The 23,613-nt window shown below is 67.4% G+C and carries 17 protein-coding genes; 7 read left to right on the top strand and 10 right to left on the bottom strand.

Annotated elements, in window-relative coordinates:
* The 3 genes from IEY55_RS04420 to IEY55_RS04410 all read right to left on the bottom strand — a co-directional run bounded on the left by IEY55_RS04420 (nucleotide 1) and on the right by IEY55_RS04410 (nucleotide 1,661).
* Complete coding sequence (locus tag IEY55_RS04420; RefSeq protein ID WP_189054080.1) at nucleotides 1–537, bottom strand: hypothetical protein; 537 nt, start codon at nucleotides 535–537, stop codon at nucleotides 1–3.
* 101 nt (nucleotides 538–638) lie between these two features.
* Complete coding sequence (locus IEY55_RS04415) at nucleotides 639–1,250, bottom strand: hypothetical protein (protein ID WP_189054078.1); 612 nt, start codon at nucleotides 1,248–1,250, stop codon at nucleotides 639–641.
* A 138-nt stretch (nucleotides 1,251–1,388) separates the two neighbouring features.
* Nucleotides 1,389–1,661 (bottom strand): hypothetical protein, encoded by a 273-nt coding sequence (locus IEY55_RS04410; RefSeq protein ID WP_189054076.1) that lies wholly within the window; start codon nucleotides 1,659–1,661, stop codon nucleotides 1,389–1,391.
* Between the two features lie 239 nt (nucleotides 1,662–1,900).
* On the opposite strand from IEY55_RS04410, the gene IEY55_RS04405 reads away from it, so the two are divergent.
* From IEY55_RS04405 to IEY55_RS04380, 6 genes are all read left to right on the top strand, one after another.
* Nucleotides 1,901–2,431, top strand: coding sequence for an RNA polymerase sigma factor (locus IEY55_RS04405; RefSeq protein ID WP_189054074.1), 531 nt, complete (start codon nucleotides 1,901–1,903; stop codon nucleotides 2,429–2,431).
* The gene (locus tag IEY55_RS04400) at nucleotides 2,412–3,452 is read left to right on the top strand and encodes a CU044_5270 family protein (RefSeq protein ID WP_189054072.1); all 1,041 of its coding nucleotides are present in this window, start codon (nucleotides 2,412–2,414) and stop codon (nucleotides 3,450–3,452) included. The genes IEY55_RS04405 and IEY55_RS04400 overlap by 20 nt, the downstream gene beginning before the upstream one ends.
* Before the next feature lie 582 nt (nucleotides 3,453–4,034).
* Entirely contained in the window at nucleotides 4,035–5,000 is a 966-nt protein-coding gene (locus tag IEY55_RS04395) for an AAA family ATPase (protein WP_229685998.1), read from the top strand.
* A 7-nt stretch (nucleotides 5,001–5,007) separates the two neighbouring features.
* Nucleotides 5,008–6,177: a DUF58 domain-containing protein gene (locus IEY55_RS04390; protein WP_229685997.1), complete on the top strand. Its 1,170-nt coding sequence runs from the start codon at nucleotides 5,008–5,010 to the stop codon at nucleotides 6,175–6,177.
* Complete coding sequence (locus tag IEY55_RS04385; RefSeq protein WP_189054070.1) at nucleotides 6,174–8,459, top strand: transglutaminase TgpA family protein; 2,286 nt, start codon at nucleotides 6,174–6,176, stop codon at nucleotides 8,457–8,459. The genes IEY55_RS04390 and IEY55_RS04385 overlap by 4 nt, the downstream gene beginning before the upstream one ends.
* A 4-nt stretch (nucleotides 8,460–8,463) precedes the next feature.
* The gene (locus IEY55_RS04380; RefSeq protein WP_189054068.1) at nucleotides 8,464–11,391 is read left to right on the top strand and encodes a PKD domain-containing protein; all 2,928 of its coding nucleotides are present in this window, start codon (nucleotides 8,464–8,466) and stop codon (nucleotides 11,389–11,391) included.
* Here IEY55_RS04380 and IEY55_RS04375 read toward each other — a convergent pair.
* A complete protein-coding gene (locus IEY55_RS04375; RefSeq protein ID WP_189054066.1) occupies nucleotides 11,378–16,240 on the bottom strand; it encodes an nSTAND1 domain-containing NTPase in 4,863 nt (1,620 codons plus the stop codon). The two genes, IEY55_RS04380 and IEY55_RS04375, sit on opposite strands and share 14 nt — an antisense overlap.
* A gap of 91 nt (nucleotides 16,241–16,331) precedes the next feature.
* The gene (locus IEY55_RS04370) at nucleotides 16,332–17,642 is read right to left on the bottom strand and encodes a helix-turn-helix domain-containing protein (RefSeq protein ID WP_189054065.1); all 1,311 of its coding nucleotides are present in this window, start codon (nucleotides 17,640–17,642) and stop codon (nucleotides 16,332–16,334) included.
* A gap of 833 nt (nucleotides 17,643–18,475) precedes the next feature.
* Here IEY55_RS04370 and IEY55_RS04365 point away from each other — a divergent pair.
* Nucleotides 18,476–19,279, top strand: a complete 804-nt coding sequence (locus tag IEY55_RS04365) for an RICIN domain-containing protein (RefSeq protein ID WP_229685995.1) — start codon at nucleotides 18,476–18,478, stop codon at nucleotides 19,277–19,279.
* Here the strand turns inward: IEY55_RS04365 and IEY55_RS04360 are convergent.
* The 5 genes from IEY55_RS04360 to IEY55_RS04340 form a co-directional block, all read right to left on the bottom strand.
* Nucleotides 19,249–19,929, bottom strand: a complete 681-nt coding sequence (locus tag IEY55_RS04360; protein ID WP_229685994.1) for a S26 family signal peptidase — start codon at nucleotides 19,927–19,929, stop codon at nucleotides 19,249–19,251. The genes IEY55_RS04365 and IEY55_RS04360 overlap by 31 nt on opposite strands.
* Before the next feature lie 68 nt (nucleotides 19,930–19,997).
* Nucleotides 19,998–21,860, bottom strand: a complete 1,863-nt coding sequence (locus IEY55_RS04355) for an ABC transporter ATP-binding protein (RefSeq protein ID WP_189054063.1) — start codon at nucleotides 21,858–21,860, stop codon at nucleotides 19,998–20,000.
* 6 nt (nucleotides 21,861–21,866) lie between these two features.
* Nucleotides 21,867–22,421 carry a thioredoxin domain-containing protein gene (locus IEY55_RS04350; protein WP_189054061.1) on the bottom strand — a complete coding sequence of 185 codons (555 nt, stop codon included), beginning with the start codon at nucleotides 22,419–22,421 and terminating at the stop codon, nucleotides 21,867–21,869.
* Nucleotides 22,422–22,487: 66 nt separating this feature from the next.
* Nucleotides 22,488–23,069, bottom strand: a complete 582-nt coding sequence (locus IEY55_RS04345; protein ID WP_229685993.1) for a MauE/DoxX family redox-associated membrane protein — start codon at nucleotides 23,067–23,069, stop codon at nucleotides 22,488–22,490.
* Between the two features lie 107 nt (nucleotides 23,070–23,176).
* Nucleotides 23,177–23,362 (bottom strand): hypothetical protein, encoded by a 186-nt coding sequence (locus IEY55_RS04340; RefSeq protein ID WP_189054057.1) that lies wholly within the window; start codon nucleotides 23,360–23,362, stop codon nucleotides 23,177–23,179.
* Between the last annotated feature and the right edge of the window lie 251 nt (nucleotides 23,363–23,613).

Genomic DNA, 23,613 nt, shown 5'->3' with positions numbered 1-23,613 from the left:
TCAGGGCGACCAGGTTGGGGGCGAGAACCCGGTGCTTCTGAGACGTCCCGTGGCAGGGATCAGTCGCGGCCACTGGTTCCCGCGCCTGGCGAGCCATTTCCGCGTTGCCACCAGCGCGATCCGGGGCTTCCCGACCCGCGCCGTCACGGCGCAGACGTACCGGGTGGTGAATTCGAAGCCAAGAACCGGTTTGTCCTCGACCATCAGGTCCACGGTGCTCAGCGAGTCGGGATAGAAGACGACCGGGTGTGGCTCACTCGGCAGATAGTTCTCGGCATGGCGGACGAGTAGCGATACGAAAGGTCGGTGCACGAACGGATCTCGTTGCATGGTGACGACCAGGGGATCGTCCCGATTTCCGGCTGTTATTTCCAGGTACTCCAGACGCCCGTTGACGTGATGGTGTCCCCAGGCGATGACGGGGAGCTCGACGGGGAAGAGGAAAGGACCACCAAGTTGTTCGGCGATGTCCGATAAATTGATCTCGTCAAGAGCCAGTGCCGCCGCTACCTCGGGTGGTACCTTCTTTGGTTCCACAAACTGAACCTTCCGCTCATTCTGAATAAATGTTCCAACAAGTCTAGCTGTGGTCCTGTCCAACCCGTGCGGTTGGACAGGACCACAACTCGAATGGCGTATCAGGAGATCCAGGTGTCGGTCCACGGGCCTGCGGAGCTGCAGATCACTCCGCTGCCGAGCAACGCGTAGCTCCGGTCCTTCAGTACGTGCGCTTGGGCGGGTCCACGAGTCAGGTGGAGGGTCTCCTCCCTGGAGCTCCACCGTCGCTCAAGGCCCAGTAGATGGCGGAAGGAGCGGTAGGACGTACCACCGTTGTCACTTATCTCGACGAGCCACTTGAAGCTGATTGCCGGGCTGAAGTTGTTCGAGATGACGAAGCCTGTGCGATGCCATGCTTCGGCGTTGTAGCCCTTACCGTTGAACTCGATCCAGGACATCCCGCACGTACCGTATGCCTCGTCCCGCCCCAGCGGTGGAATCCTGCCGGTGCGCACGGCATCGGCCTGGTCCCGTGGCACCGATGCCTCGCGGCCGTCCGGCAGCGTCACCACCTCGTAGCCGTTGGCCCTGGCCACATCCCGGTCGAACCCGACGACCACCATCCCACTCTCGACGCGTCTTGTGCCGTCTGTGGCTTCCTCGGTCTGGGCCGTGGCGGAGCCGCTGAACGTGAGTGTGGTGACGACTGCCAACAACGCGGCGGCAAGCGCCTTGAAACCCAATCTGGGCATGCGAAAATGACTCCCTTGATTCTCGCTGACTGTGAAGAGGGGAATTCGTGGTTCTCCCCGCCGCTTGAACCTACTGCCTCGGAGCTTCGGGCCAACCGCCGTGGGAGTGAAGTTGAGCGCGTCGGAATGAACAGATGTTTAGCTCGGTAGCGAATGTTCAGGAACCTGGACGTCCGAGCAGTTGTCGTTGGTAGCATCCGGTCCGTGGGGGGAGAGATGGACAAGAAAGTTGAGAGGTGCCTGGCGCGAGCGGTCATCGAGCTCATGCAGGACGTGGGGATCGATGCCACCGAAAGCGTTCTGTTGAACCTGTGGGCGGTCGGTCAGATACAGCAGGCCGCGGATCGGATGGCTGCCCGTCTGATGGCCGAGGCCCGTCAGCCCGTTCAGCGTCTTTGGGGTGCGGTCCACCCCGCGCACACCTGGGAAGAGATTAGGAACAGCGCTCGGACTGTCCGCGCAGGGGGCGCGGCAAAGAATGCTCCGCCGAGTCAAGGGGGTGAAGGGCGGCCACGGCTGACTCGTTCCGGCTTCCCGATCTGGCAGGAAGTGGGCGGTCGGCGGTGGTAAGAACCGGGCCCGTCGCGACATGTCTTCGGGTGAGAGCGTCGTCATCCGGAGGCCGGCGCGGCAGGAAGGGACCCGATGGAGTGGACCAGGCCCGTTTCACCCGCCTCTACCAGGACACGTACGGAACGGTGTTCGCGTACGCCTACCGCAGGATGCCACCCAGCGACGTCCCCGACCTCGTCGCCGAGACGTTCCTGACCGCATGGCGCCGCCGCACCGACTTACCCGATCCGCCACTGCCGTGGCTGCTGACCGTCACTCGCAACCTCATTCGCAACCGGCGCAGACGCGTCAGCATCCAGGACGCAGTCACCGTGGAACTGCGCAGATACCGCATCGAAAGTCAGGGATCGGTCGAGGGTGAGGTGGTCGAACGCATCACGGTGCTCAGCGCGTTGGCAGCCCTGGACGAAGGTGACCGCGAGGTCCTCCTACTGACCTGCTGGGACGGTCTGTCCGCCCGGGAGGCCGCGACCGTGCTGCGGTGCTCGACCCCGGCCTTCGCCGTGCGGCTGCACCGCGCCCGGCGTCGGGTCACCGCCCTACTCGACCAGCTCGACACCAACCGTCACCGCCCAAGGGGGAGGACCCATGAGTCAGCGCGGACATGACGCCTTGCGCCGCGTCAGCGGCCAACGCCTCGACCCGCCCCCGGTCGTTCCTCCCGACCTGAACCTCGCCGACACCGACGAGGACACCGACCCAGCCACGGTCCGTCCCGGAAACCTGTGGTGGAAACGCCCCCGGACGGCACTGGTCACCGCAGCGGCGGCCACAGTCCTGGTCGCGGGTGGCGCGGTGTTCGTGGCGGGCGACAACACCAGACCAGCCGGACCGGTGGCGACCCCGCCGCCCATGACCTTCCAGCCTGCCTCCGAACGCAATCCCGCGAAGTTGTTGCACGGTCTGGCAGACCGCGCGGTACAGCAGCCCGCACCGCGGGGCGAGGGCAATTACTACTACGTCAACAAGCGGCAGTGGCGGTTCTCCACCTCGATGGGAACCGACGGGGAGATCCTGTCGTCCGGCCTGGTGGAAGAAACGGAGGAACTGTGGCGTCACCCAGATGGCACGGGTCGGATGCTGCGGAGGTGGACCGGGCAGGTCGACGGCGAGGACACCACGATGGACGTGCCGCTGTCAGCGATCAGACGCACACCGGACGAGACCTACCACCCACAGCCGGGGCCGAAGCCCCCGGTCGGGCGGGACGACGCCGAGACCCTGCGGGAGCGCTGGTTGCGTGAGGGGGCCGGTCGGACCACGTCCCAGTGGTTCACCTCGGCCACGGAGTTGTGGGACGCCAGGGTGAAAGATCCCGCGACCGCCGCCGCCCTGCTCCGCATCCTCGCCGACCAGCCCGACATCACCGTCGACGGCACTACGACCGATCGTGCCGGACGTCGCGGCATCTCCGTCAGCACCCTGGTCCACAACAACGGTCCCCGCGACGGCTACGCGAAGACCGAGCGCCTCCACCTGGTCCTCGACATGGATACCGGGTTTCCGCTCGCCACCGAGCAGGTCGTCCTGGAGGAGCCGCATCTGCCCGTCACGCCGCCGGCCACGGTCTCCTACACCCTGTGGCTCGCCGGCGCCCACGTCCCCGACACCCAGCAGCGTCCGCAGTAAGGGGATTCGCCGCTGGCCGGTCGAATTGACTGGCGCAGACCAGCCGTAGGTACGTCTGGCCGGACCCCACTCGTTGGTTTCCTTGCGCTAGCTGGGGTAACAGACATCGAGGTTCCTTGAGTTCCGGGTGAAGCCTCCGGGAGGTGTGCCAGGCTCGTGTGGTAGGGCGGTTCGGCTGCGGGAGCACCGGCAGCGCTCACGGATGCGAAGGTTGCAAGGCCGGCGCCGAGACGGAGACGCGTCGGACCCCTTGGCGGAGGGGCCGCTCGCGAGTGAACTGCTGCGGGGCGGTGATTCGCTGGTGGCGACCGCTGGCGGTGCGGACGCACCCGGCTCGGTGGTGGGCAACGCTGTCGTGGTCCGCTCGGTTTTGGCGGCCGGCGGTCGTATCGGCTGGTGTCGTGGTGCGGCCCGCTCACCGGAGCGTCGAAGTCACCTCCAGGAATCTCGGTCCCAATACTCCGGTCAGGGGTTTTCTCCCGGCAGCTCGACCGATACCGAGGTTTGGTACCGGTCGGAGGGTGTGTGGGGGCGACATGCCGAGTGACACGCACGACGCGGAAGCCGTGGGAAGGGAGGCCAGTGCCTGACACGTTGACGTTCCACCGACGCTTCCAGGAGCTGACTGGCAATATCGAGCAGTTCATCCGGGGAAAACCAGAGGTGGTGCGACTGGCGCTGGTGTGCCTGCTCGCGCAGGGCCACCTGTTGATCGAGGACGTTCCGGGGGTGGCGAAGACGTCGCTGGCCAAGGCGATCGCCCAGTCCATCGCCGGTGCCACGGTGCGGCGGATCCAGTTCACCCCCGACCTGCTGCCCTCGGACGTGACCGGGGTCCAGGTCTACGACCAGGTCAGTGCGACGTTCGTGTTCCGGAAGGGCCCGGTCTTCACCAACATCCTGCTCGGCGACGAGATCAACCGAGCCTCGCCGAAGACCCAGTCGGCGCTGTTGGAGGTGATGGCGGAACGCCAGGTCACGGTGGACGGGGTGCGCAACGCGGTACCCGATCCGTTCCTGTGCATCGCGACGCAGAACCCCGTGGAGCACCAGGGTACCTATGCTCTGCCGGAGGCCCAGCTTGATCGTTTCCTGATGCGGATCGCCATTGGTTATCCGGAGGACATGACCGACGAGAAGACGATCATCGCGGATGGTCTTTCCCGGCGCACGCCTGAGGAACTGCAGCCGGTCGTCGAACTGGACGACCTCCGTCTCATGATCGAGACGGCGCGCAAGCTCCACGTTTCGGTAGAACTGCGGGAATACGTTGCGACGATCACCAGGGCGACCCGCTCGCACCCCGATGTCAGACTGGGTATCAGCCCCCGGGGCAGTATCGCGCTCGCCGTTGCTGCCCAGGCATATGCGGTGTCGATGGGCCGGGAGTTCGTCACGGCCGATGACGTGAAGGCCGTCGCGGTACCGGTGTTGAACCACCGGTTGCTGCTCACCCCGGATGCCCGGATCCAGCGAAGGTCCTCCGAGGCGGTCGTGTCGGACATCCTGGCCGACGCTCCGGTTCCCCGACCGATGCGGTCCCGGTGAGCTTGTCGTGATCACCAGGAATGGAATCGTGGTCGTGATGTCGGCGGTGGTGCTGCTGTTGGCCGGAACCTGGGCCGACTACCCCGAGCTGATCGCACTCGGCTTGGCGGGTGTGGCGACCCTGCTGGTGGCTGCCGGGTGGATGTTGGTGCGCCCACGGTTACGAGCGGTGCGGGAGACGAGCCCACAGCGCGTGGCGGAGGGAGCCCGTGCCTACGGGGTGGTGACCGTGACGAACACGGCAGGTCGTCGTAGCCCACCGGTGGTGGCAACCGAAACAGTGGGGAATGACCGGATCAACGTGCCGTTGCCGAGCCTGGAGGCAGGGGGCAGTGTGCGGATGATGTATGCCCTGCCGACTGGTCGACGAGGCCGGTACGTGATTCCTCCTTTTGAGGTCGATCACACTGATCCGTTGCGGCTGTTACGCAGCGGCGGAAGCTGCGGCGGTCATTCGATCCTGTATGTGCACCCCCGAGTTCACACCGTTGTCCCCATGTCGTTCGGAGGCCCACGGGAGATGGAAGGCCCCACGTCGAGCAGCTCGCCGCAAGGCGGAGTGACCTTCCACAGCCTGCGTGACTACCACCCCGGGGACAACTGGCGGCGCATCCACTGGAAGTCCAGCGCACGGGTCGGAAAGCTGCTGGTTCGGCACAATGTCGTTCCCGACGAACCACGACACCTGATCATCCTCGACACCAGCGACGGGCCGTACGACGACGCGTCCTTCGAGCATGCGGTGCGGGTGGCCGCGTCCTTGTGCGTGGCGGCGGACCGCGCGGGCTACCCGGTCACCCTCCGCAGGACCAGCGACTGGGCAGTGGCACCGGAGCCGCCGGACAGCCAGTGGGACAACGGGGCGACAGCGACACTGGATCTCTTGTCCAGCCTGGAGCGGTCCTCGCAGGATCGCGGTTTACTCACCCTGACCGACCTTGTTCGCGACGTGGCTTCTCCGGACTCCGGAGTCGCGCTCAGCGTCGTGACGGGAGAAGTCGAGCCCGAGCATCTGGAACTCCTCACGACGATGAGGAGCTGTTTCCTCACCGTCAGCCTGATCCGCATCGGGGAAAAGATTTCCAGGTCCGTAACCACCCCGGCCGGTGTGCTCGCCGTAAATGCGCGTACCAGCAGTGATTTCGCAGCTCAGTGGAATCTGGTGGTGCCGCCGTGACACGAGACCGCGGAAGTCGGGTACTCGCCCTTATCGAGGTCACCCTGTGCGGGGTGGCAACGACCGCCTCAGGTCTGGTGTACGGCAGATTCTTCGCTACCGGAGAATACCTGGTACCAGTGTCCGCTGCGGCACTGGGCAGCGTCGTGGCCGCTGCGGTGGTCGGGTTACGGGGTTGGCGGAGCGTTCGAACCCTGGTTGTGGCGGTGGCGGGCTTTTGCGTACTGGTGACCTACTTCGTGTTCGGTGACACCCTCGTCCAAGGGATTCCCACTCGACAGACCGGCGTGGAACTTGGTCAGGGCGTACTCGGGGGCTGGGCCCGGATGCTTACCGTGGCCCTACCCGCCGACGTGCGGGGCAGCCTCGTCATCACACCGGTGTTGATCACCTGGGTCACGGGTTTCGCCACAACCTTGCTCGCCCTGCGCACCCGGTCGGTGTTCGCGCCTGTGGCACCGGCGCTACTCGCGTTTGTTGTCGCTTTGCTGTTCGTAGGCAAGCAACCTGGCATCCAGGTATCCGCAACTGCTGTGTTCCTCGGCGCCGCACTGTCCCTCGCGTTGCTGCGCGCCAACTGGATCGCTACGGCGAACCCCCCTGGTCACCCCGCTACACCCGTCCCTGACACCGCTGGTCGCCGCGGACGGGGGACAGCGGGCCGCATTGCTCTCGGACTACCGGTGATCATGACCGCCACGGTGGTGGGCATTGCTGGCGGGCACGTCGTGCCGCTGGCGTCCGGCGCGCCCCGCTTCGATCCACGGGTCCTGCGCCCCCCACCCCTGCGGGTCGCCGAGTCGCTCTCGCCGTTGGTCGAACTCAAGGCTCAGTTGCGGGAGGAGCCACCCCGACAGTTGTTCACCGTCAGGATCCACGGCGGAAGCAAGCCGATCGATCGAATCAGAACCGCCGCCCTGGACGAGTTCGACGGCGTGCTGTGGACATCGTCGGACCGATTCCTGGTGGCCGGACAGCACCTTGCCACGGACCCCGCCGTGATCAACTCCGGGTCGGTGGCCGCCAATATCGAGCTGAACGACCTCAGCGGTCCCTTCCTGCCGGTGCTCGGCTGGCCCTCCCGCCTTGATGTTGTCACCGGTGACATCAGCCAGATCGGGTTCAGCGACACCTCAGGAATACTCGTCACCGCCCAGCAAGACCTGCGTGGGATCGAGTACGATCTCGTCGCCACGGTCAGCGACCGTGACGACGACCTGACACAAGCGGCGCCCAGCAACACGACGGAATACGCACGCTATACCACCCTGCGGGATCTGCCCTCCCAGCTGCGCGGAGTGGCGCAGCAGCTCGTCGCGAGCGAGCCGACACCGTACGGGAAGCTGGTCGCGATCGAACGCCACCTGCGCGGCCTGCCGTACCAGCTCGACGCCCAACCCGGCCATTCCTACGCGGCATTGACCAGGTTACTGGTCACCGCCAGCCCGGATGAAGCCAAAGGTTATGCAGAGCAGCACGCCTCGGCGTTCGCGGTGCTCGCCCGTGCCGCGGGATTCCCGGCACGAGTCGCCGTCGGCTACCGACTGCGTGACAGCTCCGCCGGCACATACACCGTGACCACACGTGATGCACATGCCTGGGCGGAGGTGCACTTCACCGGCTACGGATGGGTGGCGTTCGAACCCACCGATCTCGGCCGGACCACGGCCTCGTCACGCTCGGACCCCGAGGATTCGGTCCTGGGCCGATCGCAACCCAACCCACCTTTGGTAGCGCCACCGAGGCCGGAACTGCAGCCGGACACAACGGGCAGCTCCGAGACCGGTTGGGCGAGAATGCAGCTCGGCCCGCTACTGGTCGCGATACTCGTGCTGTCCGTCGCCGTGCTCACTGCGGCCATGGTCGTAGCAGAGAAGGCACGCCGACGATGGCGACGCCGTCACGCACGTGACAACGCGGCACGGGCGCTCGGAGCCTGGCACGAAGCAATCGAGCGACTGGTCGAACGTGGCATCACCATCCCCGTGACAATGACAGCTCGGGAGATCGCCGAGCGCGCCACCAGCGTGTTGGGCAGTGAAGCCGACGCCGTGGTGGCCATGGCGCCGTTGGCTACCGCGGCGGAGTTCGCAGCGGACGCACCGGACGAACATGACGTCCAACGAGCCTGGCAGCTGGAGAACCAACTGCGCCGACAGATGTCCGCTCGACGTTCTTGGCTGAGTTGGCTGCGGGCCCAGCTGAACCCGCGACCCCTGTTCACCGATTGGCAACAGGACCGACAGCGACGGAAGTCGTTGCAGCGGCTGGGAGTCAGGTGATCGGATGAAACTGCGCATGCTGCGCCGTCTCGCCCCGAGATGGACCCGGATCACGGCCGGAACCAGCGCCGTGACCACGCTGCTGGCCGCGATCATTGTCATCGGAGCCGACCACGGCTATCGAGCGCCCCAGATCCGACTGCACGCCGGGATCGCATGGCTGGCCTCGAACAAGGTAGGGCAGCTGACGCTACTCGACGGTGCCTCAGCCGAGGTCATGGCCCGCGTGCCGGTGGCGGCGCCCAACAGTTCCCTGCACGCCATGCAGCAGGGGACGACCGGATACGCGCTCAATCGGTCGGACGGATCTGTGGTCCGCGTCGACGGCGCAACGCTGGAGCCCACCAAGTCGGCGGCCTTGGTGATCGGCTCCCCCGATCAACTCGCCGTGTTCCCGACTCCCGACGCGCTCTACGCGGTGGACACGCAGCGCGGTTTGCTCGCCAAGACCGACCCCCGTGATCTGGTGCCCCAGGGCACCCCGTACCCGCTCAACGCCCAGATCGCTGCCGAGGGAACGGTGACGGATCCGGACGGCCGGCTGTGGCTGCTGGATAGACGCACCGGTGACCTTGTCTGGCTATCCGGTGGCACCCGGCATGCGCGCGCCGGGGCGGCCACACCCGGCGGGAGTCGGCTCACCCTGACCAAGGGCCAACCGGCGCTGCTGGATCCCACGCGCCGTACGGTGGAACTGCTCGATGTGGTCACCGGTGCGGTGCAAGAGTCGCTGACACTGGATATACGGCCGGATGACAGCGTTGCGGTGAGCGGCTCACCGGGGCAGCGCAGGCTACTTGTGGCCGTCGGTTCACGGGGGTTGCTCATAGTCTGTGCCTTCACTGCTGCTTCCTGCGCTGACCCGATTGCGCTTGGTACCGGCGGCGGGGACTTCGGTGCGGCCGTCGAGGCGAAGAACCACGCTGTGGTTCCGGACCATGCGACCGGTCGGGTGTGGATCGTCGACCTGGGGCAGATGCGGGTGGTGGCCGACCGACAACTGTTCAGCCCCAACGTACGTTTCGAGCTGGTGTCCCGCGACGGGGTGATCTTCTACAACGACCCCAACGGCGAGCGGGCCGGCGTACTGGAGCTCGACGGCCGGATCAGGCCCGTCACCAAGTACGACCCGGGACGCTCCGACAACGGGACCATTCAGGTTCCCGGCGGCAACACACCGGAACCGGGTCCGGCCGGGCCACCCAATCCCGTTCCCACCGGCCCGCCCGACAAGGTTCCTCCCGTGGTCGGAAGCGGTGCCACCGAAACACAACCGGAGCCGCCGGAGAGTACCCCGGTGTCCATTGTCGTCCGGCCACGAGATCACGGCGTTGTCGGTGAGGAGTTCGAGTTCACTGTTGTCCCCGAGGGTGCCGCAGGTGTCACCAGCGCTCGGTGGAACTTCGGGGATGGGACGGAGACCGTGGGCACCACGGTGCGCCATCGATGGGAGCACGCGGGCAACTACCTGGTCAGTGTCGCTGCCCAGTTGACGACGGGACGACTCGCGTATGCCGCGGCTCGGGTCGGCATCGACTCACCGGCCGCGCCGCCACGTATCGCCCGGCTCCACGTGCAGCCCGCGACACCCCAGGTCGGCCAGAAGGTGCGTTTCAGTGCTGAACTGGTGGGAGGGCGACCGCAAACCTGGGACTGGACCGTGGTGGGCGAGCGAGGCACGGAAACCACATCGAACGAGTCCGTGTTCCAACACGTCTTCACCGGCCCGGGCAGCTACACGGTCACGCTCACCGTCACTGCCGGCACCAGCTCCCACCAGAAGTCGAAAGACTTCACCGTGGCACTGGAACAGCCGGACGTACGTTGTGGTGACGCCGTTACACACAGCGTCACCCTGAGCGAGGACCTGAGGTGTACCGGAGAGGCCGCCGCACTGAGAATCGTCGCCAGCGATGTCGATCTGGACCTCAATGGTCACACGATTGCTACGGACATGCCGTCGAGCACGGGTGTCGGGATACTCGTCGAGGGCGATGCGCTGAAGGATATCAACATCCGCAACGGTGCGATCGCCCGGTACCCCACTGGTGTAAAAGTGGTGGGTGCTTCGGGTGTCGATATTGCCGATGTGGAAATATCGGCGCTGTCGCGCGAAACCAGCGGGTTTCCTCTCGTTGGCGAGCGGGCGCGCGACGTCAGGGTTCGCGCGAGTACCGTAAATGCGTTCCATCTGTTCCATTTCGATCACGGCTCATCGGTCGTGATCACGGGATCGACTCTTCGGGGGAACGAGTGGCGTGGGGTGGGAAAATGCGCGGGTGAAAGCTCGTGTACCGTCCAGGGTGGCATCCTGCAGGCGGGTAGTATCACCTGCTTTGGCGGTGATATGGAGGTTGTCAGTTCATCCGTGAACGTGGTGTCAACCGAGAACCTGCATTTGCGTTCCCTCGGACCGTACTGTCGAACCGGCACGCTGAAGAACAGTAAGATCACGCGCCTGGATGACATGAGTGCGAAACACTCGGTCATGACCGGAAATGACCTCGACCTGACCCGGGAGTTTTCCACCAGTTTCTGGAAGTCGTTCGTTGTTTCCGACAACATTTTCCGGGGTTCGAAGGGTTCGGGAGTGATTGTGTTTGGTGGGAGCGGAGTACTCACCAGGAACAAGTTCGTCCAGAACGGCTGGCACGGACTGTATGTAGCGCCGATGTCCGCCGGGGTGGTCGGCCCGCTGGAGATTTCCCACAACCAGTTCGTGTCCAATGGCCATGCCGGGAACGAAATCCGGCGGGAGGATGGTCTCCATGTTTCGGACGTCGGCGCCGGTAGTGTCATCGTAGTTTCACACAACCATACTGAGAACAATGCCGCGTACGGCATTAACGCGAATCCCGGCGTCGTCGTCGACGGGGGTGGGAACACGTCGGTCGGTAACCCCCAGGGGTGTCGTGGCGTCAGGTGTGGCTGAAGAAGGAGCCGGTTTGGTCGGACACCTGGCACGGTGCGGAGGTGTCGGCTCCGGTGGGGAGCGCCGCACGTTCGTGGGGAGCATGGTCCCGGTCGTTGATCCGGCACAGGTGTTCGATCCAGTGCTCGGGAACCATGTCGATCGACAGGAGTCCGTTTCTGCTCGGGGCCAGCAGTCGCTCGTCGTGCACGGACCAGCTCCCCGGAGCGCCGGACACCCGCAGGCTCGTGATCTCCCCACCGGTATCAAGGTCCCAGATACGCAGGCTGGCGGTCCCGGAGCCAGCAACCAGCTTGTTGTCCGGTACGAAGGCGACCGGCGACAGGCCGCTGGGCACGGGGATGGGCCGGGGCCTGCCGTCCTCGTGCTCCAGCCGCCAGAGATCGAGTTTCCCGGCGACCTTGTCGTGCACGGCGACACGTGGCGCGGTGGGATCGACCAGGACGGTGGGTGCCATGTTTCCGGGCCGAGCCTGGAAGGCATGTACCAGTCGCGCGAGTTTCATGTCCCACAGCTCCACGCCGTTGGTCGACGTCAGCAGTACCTCGTGCGGGTGGTCGGGCCAGGGGATCGCGGTGGCGCGATACTCGGAATCGTGTCTTTCCTGGGGGCTGCGGAACAGGTTCACCGGCGGTAGCTCTTCCCCGGTGCTGATCCTGCGTCTGGTGAACCCTCCGGAACGGAGAATGGCGACCTCGTCGGCGGTGACGGGGATGATCGACAGATTTCTTTCGAACGTACGTCGTGGATGTCCGTCGCTCGTTCTGGGAGGGGGTTGCGGTTCCAGCGGGATCTCGACGTCCAGCGGGATCATGCGCTTCGCGGTGAGGTCGGTCGCTGGAATTACCACGAGACCTCCGAAGTCTCCGACCGCGAGCAGCCGGCGTCCGTCCTTGCTGAAGGCCAGGTGAGGAGCCTCTCCCATCCCCGCCGTGTCGGCCACCGTAACTGGTTCGCCGTGGATCAGTCGGTGCGTGCGCAGGTCGAACGCGAGGAGTTGTAGGCGGTCACTCGAAGTGTGCGGTGACGTTACCAGAAGCTGCCCGTCCGGGCTCACCGCCGTGGCCTCGGAATCCGCCGAGAAGTCGAACTGATCGAGGTCGTCTGTGGGGGTGGGTGAGCGAAAACGAAGTAGCGCGTCGGGGTGGATCATATACGCCGTCGGCGGGCCGGACCCGGCACGTAGGACGATAAGTTTTGTCGTGCTGCCCTGATTCTTGCGGCTGGGTGGTGTCCGGAGTGAATAGGTTTGCCCGGAGCGCATGTCGATCAAGGAAAGCTGTTGGAGGGAGAGATCCGTTGCGTCCTCCCGAAGTATCGCGAAACCTCCGCTCACGTCCATGCCGGCGGACGGGCCGGGTGGGCAACGTCGCGTTGGCTTGGTGAAGAGCGTGACTCCCGCAGGGTCACGGACCAGCATGCGGTCAGCTTTTTGGTTGTCCTGGCACTCGACAAAAAATCCGGCCGCGGTGACGAGGTCCGCGGAAACCTCGCGGAGGATTGCTCCGGTGGTGAGGTCGCGAAGAACGGTCCTCCGGTTCTCGTCGCGACTCTGCTCGTCGAACCAGGCGTTTTTTCCGTCTGGTTCGACCCGCAGCACGGAGGCGCTCTCCGTGGCTGCCGCAGCGCCGCTGTAGGGGATCTGCCTCCGCTGCAGGGTGTCCCATACCTCAACTAACTGTGGTCGAACTCCGGATGTTCCGGAAGCGTCTTGTCGGAGCGTCACGACGAAAACCTTTCCGTCTGGTGAGAACCGTGCGCTCCGCACGTCCGGGGACCGCAGCGTCGTCGACCTTGCGGTGCGCAGTGGGAGCGGACCGTTTCGGGTGTCGACATCCCACAAAGTGATTCCTCCCCGGTCGGTGATGACCGCGAGCCAGCGACCGTCCGGGCTGAGGCGAAGTAGGGACAGGTTGGGGACGGTGGCGACGAACCAACGTTGCGGGGTTGGGCCGAACAGGTCCGTCCACAACGTGATCGTGCCGTCCTCCTCGGCAACGGCGGTCACCCGGCCGTCCTCGGTGCTCGCGACCTCGGCAACGGGACCGGACCACAGGCCGGTGCGTATCTCCTCGACGTCGGCGTACCTGAGGTACTGCTGGAGCAGCGCGGCGTACGCCTCCGGCCGCGACGTGTCGTGACGCCACGCCGCTTGGGCGAACTGCAGGGCCATCAGTGGATCCGTCTCGGAGCGCCGTTGGGCCTCCTGCGCCAGGGCTACGGCGGCTGCTCGGCGCAGTTGGTCGGCGAGTTCCTCGTTCCGGCTCACCGCGATCGCGGCGGAGGCGGCTGCGACCAGTGCGAGTACCCCGATCAGCGCGGTGATGAGCCGCCAGCGCCGCACCCCTCGACGTTGGTGGGCGCGGCTCGCGGCGATGTAGTCCCGTTCCTCATCGGTGAGAGCCGTGCTCTTCTTGTCCAGCCAGTCTTCGGCGGTGGCCAGTGGGGCACCGCGGAGCAGGGTGGTGGGATCGCGGTTGGACTGCCGCCACTGGGCGAGCGCGACGCGGAGTTGTTCCTGCCAGGACCGGAAGTCCTGCGCCGCGGCAAGCCATGCGCGCAGCCGCGGCCACTGGTGGATGAGGGCTTCGTGGGCCAGGGCAACGACTTCCGGGTAGCCCGGGTCCTGACGGATCACCACCAGTCGGTGGGTGGCCAGTGTGCCGGCCAGGGCACGCAGTGCCGGATTGAGCTGATCGAGCTGAGCCGGAGTGAGTGCGAAGCCCCCGTCCTCGCTCGGCCGGGCCAGCTGCACCAGCAACGGCTCGACCAGCTTCCTCTCGTCGGGGAGGAGCCGCCGGTCACAAACCTCCTGGGCATAGGTGGCCAGTGCCCCGGCCACCCCACCCTGCTCGTCGTATGCCTGGTGGGTCAGGGTCGCGCCCTGTCGCGCCTCCCACAGCCGGGTCAACGCGAATTCCACCAGGGGCAGTTGACCGGGTGCGTCCGCGGCGTCGGTGACGATCCGGTCGACCAGGCCGGGTTCGAAGGACACCAGGGGAAGGTCCTCGGGCCCGATGATGGCGGAACGCAGCTCGGTCGGGCCCATCCTGGGCACGGCGACGGTCTGCAGCAGGGCCGCAAGGTCGGAGGTGAGGATCTCGTCCAGGTCCGCCCACCGTCCGGTACACACCGCCCGCAGCGCGGGGGCCTCGGCCGGTCGTGGTGGTGCGGCCCGCACGAGCGTGGCCACCAGGCCGAGCAGCTCCCGAGCCGCGGCCGGATCGGTGGCGACGAGTTCCTCGAACTGATCGATGAACAGCACCAGGCGCCCCACCGCGTCGACGATCGGATCGGCGAGCAGTGCGACGTCCTTGGCGGCCAGCCGGCTGGTCCGCTCGGCTCCGACCGTGGGCCGCAGGGCATGCGTGAGGAGCTCGAACGGTTCGATACCGGGGGTCGGTCGGAACACCGCCACCGTCACGTTCTGTTGGCGCAGAGCGGGCAGGAGACCGGCCCGGATCAAGGAGGACTTCCCACTGCCCGACGCGCCGATGACCATCACCATGCTGTGGTGCTCGATGAGGGACTTCAGCTGCTTGACCTGCGGGTCGCGGCCACGGAAGAACCTGGCGTCCTGTTCCTGGAAGGGTTGTAGCCCGCGGTACGGGCACTCTGGCTGGGCCGCGCGGTGCAGCTCCGGATCCGGTGGTGGCACGGACGCGCCGTGTTGATCGGGACCGCCGCTGTTCTTGTGCAGGAGTGCGGTGAGTGCGGCGGCGTGGATGACCCGGACACCGGCGTAACGCGGCTGAACAAGATCCTGCGGTGCCGTAAGGCCGGCGGTGGACAGGTGGAGGTACTCGGCGAAGGCGTCCAACGCGCGGTGGAACTCGATGTGGCGATCGGCCGCCGAGGGGGCCAGCGGGGCGAGCGGATGGACGACGAGGGTGCGGAACAGGCTGGCAACGCGGTCATCGGAGGCGGTACGTAGCCTGCGTAGCCATTCCCCGGTCCCCTGGTTGAGCAGCAACAGCCGTGCCGGTGACGCGGTCGCCGGACGTTCCATCAGTGCCCCGGCCAAGGTGTGGACCTGCTCGTAGCGCGCCTCGGCATCGTCGATGACGAAGAGCAGCGGGCCGTGGATCCTGCTCGCCGTGGCCAGGTCGGCCGACGCGGCCTGGTCATGGACGAACCCGGCGACCCAGCCTCGTTCGGCGAGTTCCTGGCACACCTGCTGGGCGAGGCGCGTCTTGCCCTGTCCGGTCGGCCCGCTGATCAGCCCGGCCGACACCGGCTTCGACGAGTTGGCCCAGGCGGTGAGATCGGCGCGTTCCGTGCGTCGCCCCGTGAAGGGCACGATCTCGTACTCGGCCCGCAACCATGCACTCGGCACCAGGTCCCTGCTGGGACGGGGAGGGGTGCGGAGAACACGGACCAGGACGAGGTCGGGTACCAGGTCGGCGAGCTCGTCGAGCATCCTGGCAAGATCCCGCGTATCGTTGCGGTGGCTCAGCCGGAGGAACTGGCAGCGCGCCAGAGCCGCGATCTCTGGGGGGAGTTCGGTCTCGGACAACTTGGCGGTGTGGTCGAGGAACACCGGGATCACGCGCAGGCCGTAGTGGAACGCGGCGGCGATCTCCCGGTATACCCAGTCGCGCGGGTCGTTGATCCTGCGTCGACCCCGTTGGTCGGTCACCGCGTGCCAGCGAGGGCCGACGATGGCCAGCATCACGTCACAGCGTGTCAACCGTTCGAGGATCGTCTCCGCGAAGTCCTCGCCGGGCCGGATCGACTTGCTGGCCAGGAACACGTGCTCCGCACCGAACCGTTCCATCAGTACGCGTGCGATCAGCGTCGCTGCGAAATCGCCGTCTCCGGTGCGGTAGTTGATGAACACACCGCCCACGTAGGCATCACCTCTGCGCACCCGGAGTGGCTGAACCAGCGGTTGGGGTGCCGAGGTTGGCAGCGGGGTTTCTCGGCCGACAAGGGGGCGATCAGGCGATTGACATGCGTAGCGCTGCAGTGAGGCGGGGGAACAGCTCGCGTACCGGTCGGTGGTTGTGCCAACGGGACAGGGTGCGGGCGAGGCGGCGGAGATCGACCCGGATGGTGGCCGAGTCGACGAGTTCGGCGCTGTCGAGGACCCGGTGGGTCAGGGCGCAGGCGTGGTCGACCTCGGCGGCGGTGGCATAGGCGAGGGCCCGGCGGGCACCGAACCGGGCGTGGACGCGCCGGGCGGTGTCGGGGACGTGGGCCAGTTGCTGGTCGAGGATGTCCCCGGCCCGGTGGGGGCGGCCCAGATCGTGCAGGCACCATCCGGCCACCACGGCGCTCAGACCCGACCCGGTCACCGAGGCCGAGCCCACCACCAAATCTCCGTGGGCATGTTCCCCGGCGTCGTCCAGCAGGACCGTAGCCCGGTCCAGCGCGCGCCAGCACTCGTCATAGTCGCACGCCAGGGCATGTCCCTGCGCTTCGCGCAGTGCGGCCAGGCCACGGGTGCGTGCCGAGGCGTGATGGTCGGCCTGGGCTTGCTGGGCAAGGTCGATCGTGCCGGCGGCGTCTTCCCGGTACAGGGTCAGCAACGCCTGCCGAACCAGGGCGTAGGTCGAGAGTTCGGTGTCTCCGGCGGCAGCGGACATCTCCACCGCGACACGAGTCCACCACAGTGCCCCGCGATCGTCACCGGCTTCCTGGGTCATCCAGCCGGCGTACTCGGCGTAGCGGGCGGCCAACCGCAGCAGGTCCTGCCGCGTCCGGGAGGAGGCGCCCGTGGCCAGGCCGCGCAGGGTATGGGTCTGGGCGACCACGGTGGGCAGCACCACACCCGGGCTCGTCGTCTGGCCCAGCTGCCGGATCTGTTCGAACAACGATCGGAAAGCCGCGATCGTCGCATCCTGCTGGGCCGTCGCCGATATGCCCTGGGGGGTCAGGTTCAGCCCCAGCAGCGAAGCCGCACCCGCGGTGAGTACCTGGCGGCGGCGCATCGGCACCATCCGGCTCGATCCGTCCGGCTCCATAGCCATCACCCAGACCTCGTCGTCGTGCGCCGTCTCGGTCGCCGGCGGCGGGCTGTCCGACGAGGGCCTGGCGACCAACGCGGCCAGCTGCCCATCGGCCTCGAGGGCCGCGTCGCAGCGCCGGGCGAGATCGATACCGACCGCCTTGCCCCCGGTCTCGACCTTGCCGAGATGTCCCTTGCTGTAGTGCACTCTTCTGGCGAGCTCGCTCAGCGACCACCCCGCCGCGGTTCGCCGTCTCCGCAGTTCGGCACCGAACGTGACTGGCCATGGTTGTTCAGTCATGCGTACCCCGTACCCTCGACCGGCTCTCGTGCGCAGGATGCCGAGCTTCGCGTCCTTCGGCTAGCGAGGAATACGCACACTGCGCCCAGTGGACGACAGGGTTGACCGAACTGCCCTTGGTAACGGCGACCTAGCCTCGAGTTTCGACCGCCGTGTGATCGTGATGTGTCGTAGCTCGGTAGGTATGTCTCGGAATGATCCGATCACCGCTGTGGCCGGATGGTCGTTGTGGCTCCATGCGAACAGTTTGGGGTGCTGCTGTCCCCGCGTCCCAGGTGTCGTCCGTCGCCGCTTGGCGAAGGCGACGGGCAACGCCTACCGCACGACAGCGCATCGAAGGCAGGCTGGCATCGCAACATCACCCGGCGCCTCACATGATGGCACCGACGACGGTCAGGGGAGTGCTGCGGCAGCGGGGCGAACCCATCTGGGGGTCTGCCGCAGCCTCCCCTCGTCCTACAGGCCACTGGATCTACGGTTGGGCGGACCGCGTGCAGCACCCTGGGCCACCACAACAATCTCCGCGACGGCTACGCGAAGACCGGGCGCCTACACCTTGTCCTCAACATGACACGGGGTTCCCGCAAGTGTCCCCCCTACTGGCCGCCTGCCGATGTCAATGACAGACATGGTCGTTGTGAGCCCCCACGACGGCGAGGAAGATCGGCCCCATGGCACACCAGAGAGGTTGTGAGCCCGGAGAAGTCACCGACTTGCCCTCATTCATGGAGTTGCTGCGCCAGCTGAAGAAGAATTCCAGGTTGTCGTACCGACAGCTCGAAAGGCGGGCGGCGGCTGCGGGAGACATACTGCCGCGCAGTACCGTCTCCAGCATGCTCGGCCGCGACCTGCTGCCTCGGCCCGACCTGCTGGTCGCCTTCGTGCGTGCCTGCGGTGAAGAGGAGCGGGTGGCGCAGTGGTGCGAGGCCAGAGAAAGAATCGCCCGCGATCACGCGCCGCGTGCGGCGGCGCAGGTAGAGGTGCCGCAACAGCTGCCCCGGGCCAAGGCCCGGGGCGGTTTCGTAATGCGGCCACTGAGCCTGACGATCGCCGTCATCGCCCTCGTCGTGACCGCCGTGGTGGCCGCCATAGGGGCGGTTGTCGGGGCTGTCGCCGTACTCGACGTGGGCCCCTGGGGGCGTACGCTCCCGGGCCGGGCGGCCGCGTCGGTCTCCGCGGGAGCCACGCCGCCCACCGGCTGGGTGACGATCAGGGTCGCGGACGCCCCCGGCCTGTGCCTGACCGACGGCCGGGTCCGGGACTGGCGGTACACCCCGCTTGTCGCGGTGCAGCGGCCCTGCGACGAGACGGCACCGCAGAACACGCTGCTGGAGTTCGTCGGCGACGGGCGGTACCGAATACAGTGGCACCACCCGGACTACGGCACGGGCTGCCTGAAAGCGCTGACCAGCGGACAGGGTGCGGGACTGCTCGAACCCAAGGACAACTGCGACGATGGCAGCCTGTTCAGCGTCGAGCCTTCGGGTGAGCTGGACAAGGGCCGGTACGTGCTCCGGGTCGAGGGCCAGGGGTGTGTGGGCATCAGGGGGTCGAGTGCCGCCCCCGGCGCGGAAGCCGTCATGCAGCGTTGCGTGGGCAAGGGCCGTCAGGTGTTCCTCATCCGTGCCGTGGACTGACCCGACCCCGCGACCGTGCCGAGGACACGCGCCGCCGGGAAGTACCCGACGTACCGCGAGTCGTAGCTCTCGTCCTTGTTGTCGCCCAAGAGGACGAGCATCCCCTCGGGCACCGACTGACCCGGTACGTCCGCGAGCGCGGGCACCTCGGACCGGGGAACGGGATCGCCCGGAACCGCCGCCACGCGCTTGATGTACCACTGCCGTGCGTAGATCACGTGGGCGGGAGCGGTACGGGAGACGGGCGGTTCCGGCCACGGCGCCCGGAACGGCGGCCGTTCCACGACGACCACCGTACCGCGCGCGGGCCTCATCCGGCGGCGGACCAGTACCTGGTCACCGTCGCGGTACGCGGGTTCCATGCTGCGGCCGGACACGCTCACCGCGACCATCCGACGCTCGGCAGCCCGGGTGAGCGCGGCCCCCGCGCTGACGAGCAGGGCGGGCACACCGCACAGCATCGCCCACACGGGGCTCCTCGCGGTGAGCAGCGCCGCCGTGCCGCTCCACAGGGCCACAGCGACCGCGTACAGGGCGACCCGGGACGCGCGTGCGTGCCGCGACCGGGCAAGTGCACGGTCGACGGCCGTCTCCGCCCTGGTGTCGTGGTCGGGGACGGCCCGGCTACTGGGGCTACTGCCAGAACTCATCACGCCTTCTCCTGTACGGGGTGCGGGGTGAGCGGGAGTGTGCGCCGCACGGACCGCGTGCGGACGTGTCACGGCCCGTGCGCGGAGGCGTTACTGGACACGACAGGCCCAGGCGGACCCGGGGCAGTCCGGTAGGCAGCCGCCTGGAGTGCGTACAGCCGCGCGTACCGCTCCTGGCGGGCGACGAGTTCGTCATGGGTGCCGCGCTCGACGATCCGACCCCGCTCGAGGACGACGATCGCGTCGGCGTCACGCACGGCGCCCAGGCGGTGCGAGATGAGCAGGCTGGTGCGCCCTTCTCGATGAGCGCGGAGCGAGGTGTGGATCTCGTGTTCGGCCGCCGCGTCGAGGCCGGCCGACGGTTCGTCCAGGATCATCAGGTCGCGCCGCTCGCGGACGAACGCCCGTGCCAGAGCCAACCGCTGGCTCTGCCCGCCCGACAGCATGACCCCGGTCCCCGGGTCCTCGTTGTCCGCCTTGGTGAAGAACATCCGGGACAGCAGCGTGTCGTAGCCCTGCGGCAGCGCCGCAACCACGTCGTGGACACCGGCCCGTCGGGCGGCCGTCCGTATCCGCTCGGGCTCGTCGAGTGCGCCGAGGTCACCCTGCGCGATGCTCTCGGCGGCCGTCAGGTCGTAGTCCATGTAGTCCTGGAACACCGCGCTGATGCGGTGGCGCAGGTCGGTGATGTCGGCGTCGCGCAGGTCGACGCCGTCCCACAGGATCGTGCCCCGGGTCGGGTCGTAGAACCGGCACAACAGCTTGACCAGCGTGGACTTGCCCGAACCGTTGAGGCCGACGAGGGCGACCGAGCGCCCTGCGGGGATCCACAGGTTCACGCCGCGCAGGACCCAGTTATGGCGTGGCGAGTAGCGGAACCACACGTCGCGCAGCTCGATCCCGTGCCGCAGCGGCGGAAGCGGGCGTGGCTCGGCGGCCATGGGCAGCTCGGGCCCGGCGCGCACCACGGCCTCGTAGTGCCCGAACAGCAGCAGGGCGTGCTGGACGCCCGCGAGATCACCCGCCAAGGTTGTCAGCGCCCCCTGGACCCCGGCCACGGCGGCAAGGAAGACGGAGACGTCACCGGGGGTGAGCCCGCCTCCCCGAGCCGCACCGACCGTCCACAGCAGACCCGCGCCGGCGACCAGCGCGGCGAGCAGGCCGAGCCCGACACGCAGCCGGGCCTCCTGCCGATCGACGACCCGGCGGGCGGCGTCCGCCCTGCGCCTGCTGGCGAGCATCCGGCCGCGCAGGAAACCGCCGGTGCCGAACAGTCGTATCTCCTTGGCGGCCTCGACGTTGACCAGCAAGCCCATGTAGAAGAACTGGCGCCGCTCCTCGGGACCGATTTCCCACGTCGTGTTGGCGCTCCTGCGTGACAGCAGCAGCTCCGCCACCAGGGTGGGCACCGCGGCCAGCAGCACCAGCGCCATCGTCGGAGGGCTGATCACCAGCAGGGAGCCGAGAAAGCCCACGACGGTGAAGCTTGCCCGGACGACTCCCAGCATGCCCTCCACGGCCTGCCTGGCGACCGGCGAGGCGACCACCGTCTGCTGGGCGAGGCGCAGCCGGTCCAGGAAGTCGGGATCCTCGAACCGTGCGAGCCCGGCGAACCGGTCCACGGCCAGGAACAGCCGGTCCTGGGCGTGAAGTCCGACCCTGCGGTCCAGCTCGGTGCGCAGGTACTGGGTCAGGTGCGGGACGGCACCGGTGACCACGCCGGTGGCCACCAGGACGAGGGCGGGCAGGAGCAGCTCACGCGCCGTCGTCGCCCCGGCGGCGAGGCTGTCGATGATGAGCTTGACGGACCAGGCGGTGACGACCGGGGAGAACCCGGTGGCCAGCGCGGGTACCGCGTACAGCGCCAGGGTGCCCGGTGCCGCCCGCGCCACCAGTCGTACGGCGTTCGCCGGGTTGACGCGCTCGCTCATCGCGACTCAGCGGGACGCGACAGCGGGACGGTCGAGGTCGACCTGGTTGGCCATCACCAGGAGCCGGCCGCGCGTGCTCCGGTTGATCCTGAGAAGCGCGGGGAAGGCCCGCACCTTGCAGGCGCCCGCGACCGCGTCGGCATCCCTGCCGGTCAGCACGCGGGCGACCGGAGCCAGTGTCGACAGCATCGGAGCGACCGCCTCCGCATCCTGCTGACCGTCCGCCGCCACCACGGCGAGGACCTGTTCGCGGCCGGCGGGCGCACCCCTGGCGTACTCCACGAACTTCGGGAGCATCTCCTTGCAGGGACCGCAGGTGGGGGAGAAGAACCCGACGACCGTCTCACTGTTGATCATGTCGTCGTGGACCGGCTCTCCCTCGACGGTGGTCACGGAGAACTTTCCGACCTCGTCACCCGGCCCGAGGGACACCTGGCCGCCGCCCCTCCCGGAGAGCAGTTCGGTATGTTCCCGCAGGCGTTTGATGACACCGACGGTGAGCAGCAGGTCGAGGGCGCACAGCAGCCCGACCAGGACAACGGCGGCGATAACGAAGGACACAGGTGTCTCCCATTCTCCCGATCTGACGGAACGACGACGTGCGGTCGGTACGGGTGGGTGCGCGGGTCACGTCCCCCGGCGAGCCGGGTGGGCGGTGTGGACCGGTCGACCGGGGTCGATGGGGCGGAACAGGGCCACGATCTCGTCGAGCGCGGCCACGCATCCACCGACGAGCAGCCCGGCCAGGGCCGCCACGACCAGACCCGCCGGCTCCACGGGGCCGGTTTCCTGGAGCAGGGTTGCCCTCGCCGCGAGCAGGGCGAGGCCGGCGAGCAGCACGTTCCGCACGATGTGCCGCACGCCGAGCGGTGCCGTGGAGCCGCCGCCGAAACATCGGCACACCGCTTGGGTGCCCCGGGCGACGACACCGACGATGGCCGCCGTGAAGACGATGAGCAGCACCGCCGCACCGACGAGCCCGATCCCCGCGACGCGTGGCTGCGGCACCATGAGCAGCAGGCACACGACGCACTCGCACGTGACCACGGCGACCGCGGCGAGCCGGGCCACCGCGACGGGCACCAGATCCAGCTGACGCAGCGACGTGGTGAACGCGGCGAACGACCGCTCACTCGCCACCTTGCCGACGGCAGCGACCACGAACACCGTGCCGATCAGAAAACGTATGCCGATTTCCGCGTACTGCACTGGCATCCTCCTCGGCGGCGGGAAACCGGGAACACCGGTGGGCGAGTGCCCATGGCGCGGGCGGTACGCACCGGAGTCCCCGGCCTGTTTCCCCTTACGTCACCGGATCAGCAACCCGGGCACTTGTAGTAGCAGTTGATCGAGCCGCACTTGGTGTTGACGCAGCACCGGCTGCCAGCGCACTGCCAGCACCGCGGGAAGCACTCACACTCCGGCAGCGCTGCCGCCGCCTCCACCTTCGGAACGAACAGGCTGAGGAGCCTGCCGCTGACGGATTCCAGTACCTTGGACACGAAGTCCTCCTTCTGGACGGTGCTTTCGGAATGCGTCGCGCGCCACGGCGGACCGCTTTGCGCGCCTACGGGCTCACGGACGGCCCACGGATCACTCGATGGATTCCAAGGGGAGAGGGATTCCGCACAGCGGGCATCTGTTTCCGCCGTGTGCTTTGCGACGCCTCCGACACTAGGAGCCGTCGGACGCGTAGCTCCAGCGTCCGACAGTCCTGGACGGGTCCTGGACGCGTCCAGGACGTGCATGGGTG

The organism is Longimycelium tulufanense (assembly GCF_014645795.1).
GTDB lineage: Bacteria > Actinomycetota > Actinomycetes > Mycobacteriales > Pseudonocardiaceae > Longimycelium > Longimycelium tulufanense.
The sequence above is the reverse complement of the archived record's forward strand: the minus strand, read 5'-3'. Positions and strand labels throughout refer to the sequence as shown.

Excerpts from the sequence above, each read along its gene's own strand:
- IEY55_RS04370 (WP_189054065.1), bottom strand. The coding sequence starts at position 17,642 with ATGACTGAACAACCATGGCCAGTCACGTTCGGTGCCGAACTGCGGAGA.
- IEY55_RS04355 (WP_189054063.1), bottom strand. The coding sequence starts at position 21,860 with ATGAGCGAGCGCGTCAACCCGGCGAACGCCGTACGACTGGTGGCGCGG.
- IEY55_RS04365 (WP_229685995.1), top strand. The coding sequence starts at position 18,476 with ATGCTCGGCCGCGACCTGCTGCCTCGGCCCGACCTGCTGGTCGCCTTC.
- IEY55_RS04415 (WP_189054078.1), bottom strand. The coding sequence starts at position 1,250 with ATGCCCAGATTGGGTTTCAAGGCGCTTGCCGCCGCGTTGTTGGCAGTC.
- IEY55_RS04380 (WP_189054068.1), top strand. The coding sequence starts at position 8,464 with ATGAAACTGCGCATGCTGCGCCGTCTCGCCCCGAGATGGACCCGGATC.
- IEY55_RS04360 (WP_229685994.1), bottom strand. The coding sequence starts at position 19,929 with ATGAGTTCTGGCAGTAGCCCCAGTAGCCGGGCCGTCCCCGACCACGAC.
- IEY55_RS04400 (WP_189054072.1), top strand. The coding sequence starts at position 2,412 with ATGAGTCAGCGCGGACATGACGCCTTGCGCCGCGTCAGCGGCCAACGC.